At 36.1% G+C, this 13,133-nt stretch carries 10 protein-coding genes; 7 read left to right on the top strand and 3 right to left on the bottom strand.

Annotated elements, in window-relative coordinates:
* Position 1: 1 nt before the first annotated feature.
* From J3U13_RS10525 to flhA, 3 genes are all read left to right on the top strand, one after another.
* Positions 2-436, top strand: coding sequence for a flagella synthesis protein FlgN (locus tag J3U13_RS10525; RefSeq protein ID WP_267341970.1), 435 nt, complete (start codon positions 2-4; stop codon positions 434-436).
* A 151-nt stretch (positions 437-587) separates the two neighbouring features.
* Positions 588-1,718, top strand: coding sequence for a flagellar biosynthesis protein FlhB (gene flhB / locus J3U13_RS10520; protein ID WP_267341969.1), 1,131 nt, complete (start codon positions 588-590; stop codon positions 1,716-1,718).
* Between the two features lie 17 nt (positions 1,719-1,735).
* Positions 1,736-3,826 (top strand): flagellar biosynthesis protein FlhA, encoded by a 2,091-nt coding sequence (gene flhA / locus J3U13_RS10515; protein WP_267341968.1) that lies wholly within the window; start codon positions 1,736-1,738, stop codon positions 3,824-3,826.
* Positions 3,827-3,875: 49 nt separating this feature from the next.
* Here the strand turns inward: flhA and J3U13_RS10510 are convergent, their stop codons facing one another.
* The 3 genes from J3U13_RS10510 to J3U13_RS10500 form a co-directional block, all read right to left on the bottom strand.
* Positions 3,876-5,258 carry an NCS1 family transporter gene (locus J3U13_RS10510; RefSeq protein ID WP_267341966.1) on the bottom strand — a complete coding sequence of 461 codons (1,383 nt, stop codon included), beginning with the start codon at positions 5,256-5,258 and terminating at the stop codon, positions 3,876-3,878.
* Positions 5,259-5,303: 45 nt separating this feature from the next.
* Positions 5,304-6,671: an allantoinase AllB gene (allB, locus tag J3U13_RS10505; RefSeq protein WP_267341964.1), complete on the bottom strand. Its 1,368-nt coding sequence runs from the start codon at positions 6,669-6,671 to the stop codon at positions 5,304-5,306.
* 325 nt (positions 6,672-6,996) lie between these two features.
* Entirely contained in the window at positions 6,997-7,632 is a 636-nt protein-coding gene (locus J3U13_RS10500) for an NAD(P)-dependent oxidoreductase (protein ID WP_267341963.1), read from the bottom strand.
* Between the two features lie 189 nt (positions 7,633-7,821).
* Between J3U13_RS10500 and J3U13_RS10495 the strand changes: the two genes are divergently transcribed.
* From J3U13_RS10495 to treC, 4 genes are all read left to right on the top strand, one after another.
* Positions 7,822-8,157, top strand: coding sequence for a winged helix-turn-helix transcriptional regulator (locus tag J3U13_RS10495; protein WP_267341962.1), 336 nt, complete (start codon positions 7,822-7,824; stop codon positions 8,155-8,157).
* Positions 8,158-8,506: 349 nt separating this feature from the next.
* Positions 8,507-9,469, top strand: coding sequence for a trehalose operon repressor TreR (gene treR / locus J3U13_RS10490; protein ID WP_267341961.1), 963 nt, complete (start codon positions 8,507-8,509; stop codon positions 9,467-9,469).
* 180 nt (positions 9,470-9,649) lie between these two features.
* Complete coding sequence (treB, locus tag J3U13_RS10485) at positions 9,650-11,077, top strand: PTS trehalose transporter subunit IIBC (protein ID WP_267341959.1); 1,428 nt, start codon at positions 9,650-9,652, stop codon at positions 11,075-11,077.
* Positions 11,078-11,168: 91 nt separating this feature from the next.
* Positions 11,169-12,851 carry an alpha,alpha-phosphotrehalase gene (gene treC, locus J3U13_RS10480; protein ID WP_267341958.1) on the top strand — a complete coding sequence of 561 codons (1,683 nt, stop codon included), beginning with the start codon at positions 11,169-11,171 and terminating at the stop codon, positions 12,849-12,851.
* Positions 12,852-13,133: the final 282 nt, after the last annotated feature.

Raw genomic sequence — 13,133 nt, 5'->3', positions numbered from 1 at the left:
CATGTTAGAATTAGAGGATATTTTAAACAACATCACAGAAATGTTACAAACTCTCTCAGAAATTCTGCAAACAGAGCAACAAATACTGATTGATAATAAGTTAATCAATCAATTAGCTGATATTATTGATAAAAAAAGTCAGTTACTTATTCAATTAAAATTATTGGATGAAAAACGAGTTAAGTTGAGTCAACAACTGGCAATACAACCCCCTTATAATGAAAATCCAGCCGTGGCGGCTCACTGGCAATCAATTACCGATACTACCAAATTATTGGCAAAGATTAATCACGATAATGGTTTGATTATTCAAAATCGCATGAACATGACAGAACAGTCAATCAATCATCTTAAAAATTTAAATAATCCAGCAGTTTATACAAATAATGGCTATCAGCAAACTGAAGTTATTTCATCCAAACGGGCGAAAGTGTAAAATAAAAACAAACAAACTATTGATATTAAAATCCGTTAAACGAGATAAATACCCCATAAATCATCGCCTTTTCAAAGCAATAATTCTCAAATAATAAGTTCATACTGTTATCATTAAAAAATGCATTTAACAGTATAATTTTATTCCCACCATGGCTAATGAGAGTGATCTAGATAAAAGCGAACAACCCACGGATAGCAAAATAAAAAAAGCTAAGGAAAAGGGGCAGATACCACGATCTCGAGAATTAACATCCTTGTTTATTCTATTAATAGGTATTTCACTACTTTTAATAATAGGACCTTATACAGTTAATCAACTGATCACTATTATAAAAATGGCGATCAAAGTATCACACTCACCAAAAGATGATACATTAATTACTTTACATTTAGTTAATTTGATCACAGCAGGTATTTGGTCTATTGTGCCAATTGTTATAGGATTGGTAATTACTGCCATGTTTGCTCCACTTGGTGTTGGGGGATTACTCTTTAGCCTGCAATCAATCAAACCAAAATTTTCAAAACTCAACCCTATAGCTGGGTTTGGTCGACTATTTAGCATTAGAATTTTTTCGGAACTGCTTAAAAGCATACTTAAAGTTACCCTGATTTCAACCACGGTAGCTCTATTTTTATTACACTATTTTCCCAATATACTTTCCTTACCCAATATGTATTTAAATAACGCATTAACAAATGCAATAGAATTAGTCATTATTTGTGGAATTTTAAGTGTGTTATCTTTAATACCAATGGTTGGTTTTGATATTTTTTATCAAATTTGGAGTAATTTGAAAAAATTGAAAATGTCCAAACAAGAAATTAAAGATGAGTTTAAAGAACAAGAAGGTGATCCACAAATAAAAGGTCGTATTCGCCAAATGCAACAAGCAATGGCCCGACGTCGAATGATGAAAGATGTGACTAAAGCCAATGTTATTGTAACTAACCCAACCCATTACGCTGTTGCTTTACAATATGATGATAAAACCATGGCTGCTCCAAAATTATTAGCCAAAGGTACGGATAACATTGCGCTGCGTATTAAAGAAATAGCAAGCGAACATAATATACCCTTATTAGAGGCACCACCTTTAGCTCGTGCTTTATATCACCATGGTGAAATTGGTGAAACGATTCCAACCGAGCTTTATACCGCTGTGGCACAAATTTTAGCTTGGGTATATCAATTAAAACATTGGTATAAATATGGCGGTGATAAGCCAATAGCACCGAATAATTTACCCGTACCTGAATCGCTATCCGAATATAAATAACCGTAATTACTAATTTTATGATTAAATCAAAGCTACAGACATTATTGTCATTGAATACCTTAAAAAATGGTCAATATCAAATTTTAGCGGGACCAATACTCATATTATTGATTCTGTCGATGATGGTATTACCTTTGCCAGCTTTTATCTTAGATCTATTTTTTACTTTTAATATTGCCTTATCCATTATTATATTAATTGTCGCTTTATTCACTAAAAGAGTGCTTGATTTTGCAGCATTTCCAACGGTTTTATTATTTGCAACTTTATTGCGCTTATCGCTCAATGTTGCCTCTACAAGGGTAGTATTATTAAAAGGTCATACCGGCAGTGATGCGGCAGGGCGGGTTATTGAAGCGTTCGGGCACTTTTTAGTTGGTGGAAATTTTGCTATTGGTATCGTTGTATTTGTTATTCTGGTCATCATTAACTTCATGGTGATTACCAAAGGAGCTGGACGAATTGCTGAAGTGGGGGCTCGTTTTGCATTAGATGGCATGCCAGGTAAACAAATGGCAATTGATGCTGATCTTAATGCGGGGTTAATTGGTGAAGATGAAGCTAAAGCACGAAGAGCAGAAGTGACCCAAGAAGCCGATTTTTACGGTTCAATGGACGGTGCCAGTAAATTTGTTCGCGGTGATGCTATTGCTGGGTTGCTCATTATGGCAATTACCATTATCGGTGGCTTATTAGTTGGTGTTATGCAACATGGTATGACGTTTGCTGATGCAAGCCACACTTATGTATTACTGACAATTGGCGATGGTTTAGTTGCGCAAATACCATCATTAATTATTTCAACTGCAGCAGGTGTTATTGTTACTCGAGTGAACTCGCAAGATAGTATCAGTGAACAAATGCTTAACCAGTTATTCAATAGCCCTAAAGTATTGATTTTGACAGCGGTTGTAATTGGCTTACTTGGACTGATTCCAGGCATGCCCAATATTGTATTTTTAATGTTCACCGGTTTTTTAACCGTGCTGGCATGGTGGCTAAACAAACATAAAAATGCTGAGCCACAAAATACCACAAAAACCACAGAAGCACCGGCAACGACGCCAGCAAGTTTAGAAGCCACTTGGTCGGATGTAAATATTGAAGATATTTTAGCCATGGAAGTCGGATACGGACTTATCCCTATGGTGGATCAAACACAAAACGGCGAATTATTGGGTAAAATTCGTAGTTTACGTAAAAAATTTGCTCAAACGTTAGGCTTTTTACCTCCTCAAGTGCATATTCGCGATAATCTTTCATTAGCGCCTTATCAATATAAAATCTTTATTAAAGGTGGTGAAATTGGAAAAGGTGAAATTGTTAATAATAAATGGTTAGCCATTAATCCAGGTAATGTAACTGAAACCATTAAAGGCACACCTACTACTGAACCTGCTTTTGGATTGCCGGCTATTTGGATAGATAAAAACGATAAAGAAAATGCGCAGATATTAGGTTATACCGTTGTTGATACTAGCACTATGATTGCAACGCACTTTAATCACCTGTTACAACAATTTGCCAGTGATTTACTTGGTCGGTTAGAAACTCAAGAACTGCTCGATCGAATTAAGCAAGAAGTACCAAAACTTGTTGAAGACTTTATTCCAGGAGTCATAACATTAACAACGTTTCATAAAATATTGCAAAATTTGATTGCTGAAAAAGTTTCAATTCGTGATATGCGCACCATTATAGAAACCATTTGTGAACATGCACCAACTCAGAATGATGCTTATCAATTACTTAGTATGGTTAGAATTGCATTAGGGCGCGTAATCACTCAACAATGGTTTTCTGATAGTGAGCAAATCAATGTGATCTGCTTAAATGTCAATTTAGAGCGTTTGTTACTGCAAACACTGCAAAATACCAGTAACTTTGAGCCGGGTTTAGCTGAACATATCATTCAACAACTACAACAAGCTCTTCATCAGCAAGAAGCAATCGGTGCTCCACCGGTTTTATTGGTTAATCACTCGTTACGAGCCATGCTTGCTCAATTTTTAAGACCTAATTTTCCTCAATTAGCGGTATTGTCAAATTTAGAAATTCCGAATAATCGAGAGATCAAAGTAACATGTCAAATTGGCAGTGAAACCTAATAAAAACAGAAAGTTTAAACGGTCAGTTTCGATAGCCACGTAAAATTCTCTATCTCTTTTCAAAGATTGTCCCTTTTTTGAAAGGAGATTGCATAAACCTGTATTTGGTTAATAAGATATAACTTATTCCACCAACAAAAAAACCGACAATCCATGATAAACTTACTTCATAAAATGCCGAAGCAGAACCAATAAGCATCGCTAAAATAGCCGCAGGATTATAACCTGCAAACTGACCTTTATTATTGTATAAAGCATGTATATTAATTTGCTGGCGACGTAATAAATAATATTCCACCAATAGTATTGCAACAATTGGTCCTAAAAATGCGGAGTAAATGAGAATAAATAAGCCTAATCCTTGTGCTGATGTATCTTGCACTAAAATCCAAGGGAAAGAAGCGATAGCTAATAAACCGGTAATTGTTACGGATAATTGATAATTGGCTTTCGTTAACAAGGTAATCACGTAAGCTGGCGGAATAATGTTAGCGACAATATTTACCGCAATGGTACCTAACACAATAAAGGTTGATACGATAATAGTGATATAGGAATTATCTACCACGATTGCAAAGGCTTTCACTGGATTAGCGTTACCAGTGACAGAAGCCAACATCACGCCAATAGTAATAATAAAACCATAAGCAATAAAAATCGGTAGAAAATAAAGTAACGCTCTTTGACGATGGCTAAAGCCTAATTTGAGCTCTCGAGAATAATCAGCTGCACTCAGAAAAATTGCAGAATAATTGCCCAAAAACATCATAATAAAGCCATAAAAAGGCAGTCCCCAGGTTCCTTTAGGCTTCACCCATTTGTCTATAACAATATCTTGATGATTATTGAGTAGTATAATAAAAACATAAACTAATGCACAAAGAATAACAACCGAAATTAAGGTTTCAACCCATTTTATTGCATGGAACCCATATAGCGACAAGGCGATTTGGAAACATTGCAAAATAAGAAAACAGACAAATACCTGATTAAATCCGCCATTCGATAATATTTTAATGATTTCATTAAGGGCTGTTGCGCCAATCCAGCTTTGAAAGCCATACCAAACAATAGCAGGAATACCACGTAGCAACGATGAAACAACAGCTCCTTTTATTCCAAATGACATGCGCAGTTGCATCACATAAGGAATTCCAGTGCGATACCCTAACCGATCATTTAAAACAAAAATTGTGGTAATAATTAAGATTGAGATGAACATTGCAATGAAAGTTTGAAGAGTATTCATAGTCGCAACTCCTGCTACTACCAAGCTTGCGCCTAAAGTCATATTACCTAAATTCATACCATCGCCTATCCACATAAATCCATAGGTAAAACAATTCATGGTTCGATCTTTATTGGTCTTAGGTAGTAATGATCTGTTAATGGTTAGTGATTCAGATGATGATTGCTTTGTATGATTTTTCATAATCCTATCCCTTAATTACCTGAGTTTTTACTTATGTCTTTATGATTAACAGCGAATAAAGGTTCCTCTTGGTGTTGAATCAATACCAGAATCAATCTGATAAATGGTTTCTCCTCGTAACAATGTTTGTACGACTTGTGCACCAATTTGCCTACCCACATAAGGACTAAATTGATTGCGATATTCAAGATTTTGAGCTTTTAATACATAGCATGAACGAGGTTTTATAAAAATAATGTCAGCATCTTTACCAACTTGAATGGCGCCTTTGGTTGGTAAGTTGTATCTTTCGGCAGGATTTTTTGCGATAATATCGGCAAATTGCTTTAATGGCATACCCCGTTTTTGTACCGCTTCATCAAAAAATATATCCACATTATTTTGAACACCAGAAATGCCGCCCCAAGCATCAAAAGCATTGTCTTTATTTTTTAAATCATAGGTACAAGGTGAATGATCGGATACGGCGGTAATAATGTGTCCTGCAAAGAGGTATTTCCATAATCCTTCTTGAGCTTGCTGATCGCGGATTGGTGGTGAACATTTTGCAATTGGTCCAATAGCATCCAATTGGTCTGTAGTGAAATAGAGGTAATGAATACAGGTTTCACATGTCACATTCACACCGTCTTGACGAGCTTTGATTACCTCTTCAACCCCTTCAGGGCAAGCAACATGGCAAATGTGAATCGGACAGCCAGTTTGCTGAGCAAAAAAGATGGCTCGACGAATTGCTTCAACTTCAGTAAATACCGGACGAGTTGCTACATATTGTGATAATTTATTTTCCCCTCGTGCTTTGGCTTGTTGACCTAACATATCAGTAATTGCGGCATTTTCTGCATGGATAGCCAACACTTTACCGGTTTTGGCAATTTGGCGCATCCCTTCCCACAATGCATAATCATTCACATTAGCAAAATCACCTTCAAGATTTGGATCCCCACAAGTTGCCATAAAACATTTAAATGCCGCAACACCTTCTTCGACTTGTTCTGCAATACCATTATTGGTTAAGTTATAAGGAACTAATCCCCCATAGGAAGCAACATCGACATAAAGTTTTCCTTGACCAGCAGCGTATTTTTGATGAAGAGTTTCAGCACTGGTAGTGGCAGGAAGTTGATTAAGAGGCATTTCAACAAAGGTTGTTACGCCCCCTTTTGCACATGCTTTTGTTCCAGTCACATAGCCTTCCCACTCATGACGAACACCGCCAGGCTCACTAATATGCACATGAACATCAACCATACCAGGGCTGACAACTAAGCCTTGAGCATCAATAGTCTTAATAGCTTGCTCCAAATCCAAGCCAATAGCCGCAATTCTGCCATTTTTTATTGCAATATCGGTATAGACTTCACCCGATTCGAGAATAACAAGACCATTTTTTATGATCAGATCGTATTGCATAACAGTTTTTCCAAGTAAAGTAACAACGAATCAAAGACAGTACAACTATAAGAATTATGAAAAAGTGATAAGAACAGTAATGCAATAAATATGCCAATGAATCAATTGGTAAGGATCGATATTGTGATTTGAAAATTTCGATTCGTGATGCACTAAAAGGATCCAACAATGTGTAGCTATATAACATTTTGCCACATTTTTGTGATATTAGAATGAAAATAGATACACGTTATCAAAAATTTCTAATGCTTGCGGATTAAATCATTTGCCTTACATACAACCTAGTAATTTGATTATAGACCATCTTAATGTAAGGCTTAATAAACTATTGAGCAACAACTGTGAAACGTTGCTGAATATGTTTAGCATTTTCAGCTTCATCAACCATAGCAATAGCATAATCAGCATAGCTAATTTGGCTTTTGCCTTGACTATTAATCATAAACTGCTCACCACCAGTGGTATAATGACCTGTTCTTGGACCATCAGCAATAAACTCAATAGCAGGGCTTAAGTATGTCCAGTTCACATTGTTACATTTTTTGAGTGCATCTAACGCTTTTGCCATATTATTTGCTAATGGTTTAAACTCTTCAGGGAATTGGGGAGTATCAACTAAACGAATAGAATGTTCTGGATTGACATATAAACTACCTGCACCACCAACAACTAATAATCGATTAGGTTTATCCATCAAAATATCCGTAAGATGTTTTAAACTTGTTTGATGTAAAGGCAGTGACTCGAGTGTCCAGGTGGCAAATGCATCAACAATAACATCAAAAGGTCTTAAATCATCATAAGTTAACTCAAAAAGATCTTTAACCAATACGTCAGCTTTAGGATCAACTTTAGCATCAGCTCTACGGACAATTGCCGTGACGGCATGACCACGGTTAAGTGCTTCTTTAACAATTAATGAGCCTGATTTACCATTTGCACCAATTACAGCTATTTTCATTATTTACTCCTTTCCTATTATTTAAATTAAAATTCAATTTGATTCGAATAAATATCTGTTATATAAAAAATCTTTTACTCAATGGCAAGTTTTAGATTAATATTCAAAGTATCTATTGTAAAGTAGGTACCGTTATGTAATATAGTATCTTTTAGGAAACTATCATTGAATTTAAAGGAATTATTAACAATGTCATTAAATGAAAATTTGCCTCCTTGTCCTGTTGAAATCACATTAATGTTAATGGGTGATAAATGGAAAGTATTAATAGTGCGTGATTTACTGACTGGAACCAAACGTTTTGGCGAATTAAAAAAATCCCTAAATGGCATCTCACAAAAAGTTCTCACTTCTCATTTACGCATTATGGAAAAAAATGGCTTAATCACCCGCAAAGTTTATGCACAAGTACCACCAAAAGTTGAATATACCTTAACCGAAGTTGGACAAAGTTTAAAACAAGTGCATGATGCGATGTTAGCGTGGGGAAAAACTTATCAAAAATTAATATCAAACAGTGAATGAATAAAATCATAAAAACCATTTCTTATAGTAACGAGATAAATACATTGGGTAATGGCATTAACAGTCAATCGTGTAAAAATCGAATACCGTAATAAATAAAAAAGTGGATCATTTTTGCATACCATTCATTTTATTCAACAACTTATTGAAAGTACACTACTTTTTCCAACGGAAAAACAAAGTTTTTAGGATTTATTTGAACAATAATGCATGAATCATTGAAGAATGATTGAACAGATCAATTGAACATGATATCTCTATTCATAAACATCTTATTCAATCGGAATATCGCAATTTTGGTCAATCTATATTACTATGATTTCATTGATTTTCGTATAATGAAGTGATTATGAGTGCGTTGTCTAACCATCTAACCATTAAAGACATTGCTAAATTAAGCGGTGTGAGCAAATCGACCGTTTCACGGGTAATTAATCATGATCCAATGGTGAAAGAAACCACCCGTAATAAAGTGATGACAATCATTGAACAGTATCAATTTATCCCTTCTAAGTCAGCAAGAGCAATGCGTGGTTATGGAAATAAAGTGATAGGTATTATTGTCACTCGTCTTGATTCGATGTCTGAAAATCAAGCAGTGCGCGCTATACTGCCAATTTTATACCAGCATGGTTACGATCCTATCATCCTTGAAAGCCAGTTTAGTGTTAATAAAGTCCACGAACATTTAACCATATTGAAAGAAAAGCAAGCAGATGGTGTGATTGTTTTTGCTTTCACTGGGTTAGAACACTCATTATTATCATTTTGGCAAAATAAAAGTGTGATAATCGCCAGATCATTTCAGGAATATACTTGCATTTGCTACGATGACATTGGTGCAGTCACAACCTTACTGAAATATTTACATCAATCAAGAAAACATCAAAATATTGGCTTTATTGGTATTGATCAACAAGACCAAACAACAGGTGCATTACGCTATCAAGCCTATATGGATTATTGCCACAAACATCAAATCAGTACAAATGCTTACTTAGGCAATTTGAGTTATCGTTCAGGTTATGAACTTGCTGAATCAATTTTATCACACTCGCCAACAGCAATCGTTTGTGCGACTGACGCCATCGCTTTAGGATTAAACAAATATTTACAGCAGAATCAATTAGAACATATTGTGGTCGCGAGCATTGGCAACAGTGAGTTACTTAATTTTTTGTTCCCTGATACGCTTTCAGTTGAGCTTGGGTTTGATAAAGCCGGTACCTATGCCGCCCAAGCATTACTCAGCATGTTACAAAATACCGTTTCATTTAAAACCACTACCGTACCTTGTAAATTAATGATTTAAAATCAGCCTCGATTAATCAATCGCCTCACAATCCAAGTAAAAAATTGTGAGTTCAGTCACAAATAGGGAACGTTCCCATTTATTATTTATTAAAATCAATTTAAGCTTGATTCATATTAAATAATAGCCAAACTATTGATGAAACAAATCAGCTAAAGTTTTAATTACAAGGAGACTTTTATGGCTAAAGATTCAAAAATATCAACCGAATCAATAACGCAACTGGTCGATTTAATTGGTGGGAAAGAAAATATTGCCAGTGTTACCCACTGCTTAACCAGATTAAGATTTGCGTTGATCGATCCCAACATCGCCAATGTTGATGCCATACAAGCCCTTCCTTTTGTCAAAGGTTGTTTTAACAACGCCGGGCAATTTCAAGTTATCATTGGGACGAATGTTGATAGCTATTACAAAACTTTAACCCAACAATTAAATTTGGACGAAGCAAGCAAAGAACAGACCAAAGCCGCTGCTAAGAAAAATATGTCTTTCTTTGAACAACTTATTGCCAATTTGGCCGAAATTTTTGTGCCATTATTACCGGCTTTAATTGCCGGAGGTCTATTACTTGGTTTACGTAATATCATCGGTGAAATGCCAACTATTGATGATAAACCACTGATTCAAACTTACCATTGGTTAGAACCTATCTATAATATTCTTTGGCTACCTTGTGAAGCGATTTTCCACTTTTTACCGGTTGCTATTTGCTGGTCTACGGTGAAAAAAATGGGTGGTTCGCCAGTATTAGGTCTTATACTGGGTATTACTTTAGTTTCACCACAACTAATGAACGCTTATGACCTTGGAAGCAAAATACCGGAAGTCTGGGATTTTGGTTGGTCTAGTATCGAAAAAGTTGGCTATCAAGCACAAGTGATCCCATCCATTTTTGCAGGTTTAGCACTAGGGTGGATCGAAACACGATTACGCAAAATTGTGCCTGACTACTTAACGCTAGTAATTGTGCCGATTGTTGCGCTGCTAGCATCAGTATTTTTAGCTCACTTTTTATTGGGACCATTTGGACGAATGTTAGGTAACGGTATTGCTACGGTTGTTAAATATTTAATGACCGGCGATTATGCTTTTATTGGTTCAGCTATTTTTGGATTTTTCTATTCACCGCTGGTCATTACCGGTATTCACCATACTACACTCGCTATCGACATGCAGATGACCGAAAGTATGGGCGGCACTCCGCTTTGGCCAATTATTGCTTTATCTAATATTGCCCAAGCATCCGCGGTAGTGGGTATTATATTAGTAAGTAAAAAACATAATGAGCGGGAAGTCTCGGTTCCAGCTGCCATCTCGGCTTATTTAGGTGTAACTGAACCGGCAATGTACGGCATCAATTTACGCTATAAATTCCCAATGCTATGTGCCATGATCGGTGCAGCTTTAGCTGGATTAATTTGTGGTTTATTTGGCGTTTTATCTAATGGTATCGGTGTCGGTGGTTTGCCGGGCATATTATCGATTAAACCGGTATATTGGTCGATTTATGCCTTAGCAATGATTGTGGCGATTGTTGTACCGATCGTTTTAACGGCTACCGTTTATAAAATAAAGCTTAAACAAGGTACGTTAGATATTCGCTAAATAGTCTATAAAAGTTAACCGTTCTGGCATAAGAACAGTTAATCAATTGTTTAAATTAACGATTTTTAAAAATTACTATGAAGAGCAAGCAATGAATAAAATTGATATTCCTTGGTGGCAAAACGGTACTATTTATCAAATCTATCCCAAAAGCTTTCAAGCCAGCGGCGCAAGTCCAACTGGGGATGTATTAGGTATTATCAGTCGATTAGATTATCTAAAAAGACTCGGGATTAGTGCCATTTGGTTAACGCCTATTTACCCGTCACCACAAATTGATAATGGTTATGATGTCTCTGATTATTATGATATTGATCCCGCCTATGGCAGCATGGAGGATTTTGAATTGCTGGTACAGCAAGCCCATCTTCGCGGTATCCGTATTATGATGGATATGGTATTTAATCATACTTCAACTAAGCACCCATGGTTTAAATCTGCTTTAGATAAATCCAGCCCTTATCGATCTTTTTATATTTGGAAAGATGCCAAATCCGATGGTGCTGAGCCTAATAACTGGCGTTCAAAATTTGGCGGTAAGGCTTGGCAATGGCATGAACCATCTCACCAGTATTACTTACACTTATTTGCTAAAGAACAGGCTGATCTGAATTGGGAAAATCCCAACGTCCGACAAGAAATCAAAAAAGTTTGCCAATTTTGGGCGGATAAAGGAGTGGATGCCTTAAGATTGGATGTCATTAATTTAGTTTCAAAACAACAAGATTTTGCGGATGATAACAACGGCGATGGTCGAAAATATTACACTGATGGTCCCAAAATACATCAATTTCTACAAGAGATGAGCCGAGAGGTATTCCAACCTAATCAACTTATTACCGTGGGTGAAATGTCCTCAACTAGCCTTGAAAATTGCCAACACTATGCTGCTTTAGACGGTAAAGAACTGACCATGACATTTAACTTTCATCATCTAAAAGTTGATTATCCTGATGGTTACAAATGGTCATTGGCACAGCCCAACTTATTAGAATTAAAAAAAATCATGGGGTATTGGCAAACTGGCATGCACGGTAAGGCTTGGAATGCCATTTTCTGGTGTAATCACGATCAACCCCGCATCGTATCACGCTTTGGCAATGAGACCCAATATCATACCGAATCAGCTAAAATGCTGGCTATGTTGCTCTATGGTCTACAAGGTACGCCGTACCTGTATCAAGGTGAAGAAATTGGTATGACCAATCCTCATTTTACTGATATATCACAATATCGGGATGTAGAAAGCTTAAATATTTACCATGAAAAAATCGCCGAAGGCATGTCGAAAGCGGAAATGCTAGCTATTTTAGCCAGCAAATCACGCGACAATAGCCGAACACCGATGCAGTGGGATAACTCCGCTCATGCTGGCTTTAGCAAAGGCGAACCGTGGATAGCTGTTGCCAACAATTATCCACAGATTAACGTAAAAGCCGCACTTGACGATCCCAATTCCATCTTTTATTGCTATCAAACCTTAATCAGATTGCGGAAGGAGTACCCAATATTTATTTTGGGTGATTATCAAGATTTAACGCCAGATATTGCCGATTATTGGTGCTATGTTCGCAATTGGAATAATCAAAAACTTCTGGTAATAATCAATTTGACGAATAAAACAACTCACTGGACATTGCCAAAAGATCTGCAACAGATTCATTGGCAACAATTATTCGGTAATTATACAAACAGCAATGCGTTGGAGTCTGAAATAACCTTAAAACCTTATCAGGCAATGTATTTATTGCTGAAAGTGGATGGATTAAATTAGCCGTTCATCTTTCAATATCATTAACGATTAAAAAGCGTAATCTAGCCAAGATTACGCTTTAATAGCGTTGTTTGAAACTAACGACCAAAATCGACTAAATAAAAAGCATTTTTACTAAAATATGGTCCTAAAACTATAGTACTCTTTCTTCAACGTATTACTCATTCTCGTAAATTATCTATCTATTTTAATTTAAGATTTTTCAAAAAAAAGTTGCAAAATACATGAAACCGTGTATTTTATATTCACTCTTCAATGATTTTTTGACGTTAATCAATTCCG

Source organism: Gilliamella sp. B2887 (assembly GCF_026537015.1).
Lineage (GTDB): Bacteria > Pseudomonadota > Gammaproteobacteria > Enterobacterales > Orbaceae > Gilliamella.
The sequence above is the reverse complement of the archived record's forward strand: the minus strand, read 5'-3'. Positions and strand labels throughout refer to the sequence as shown.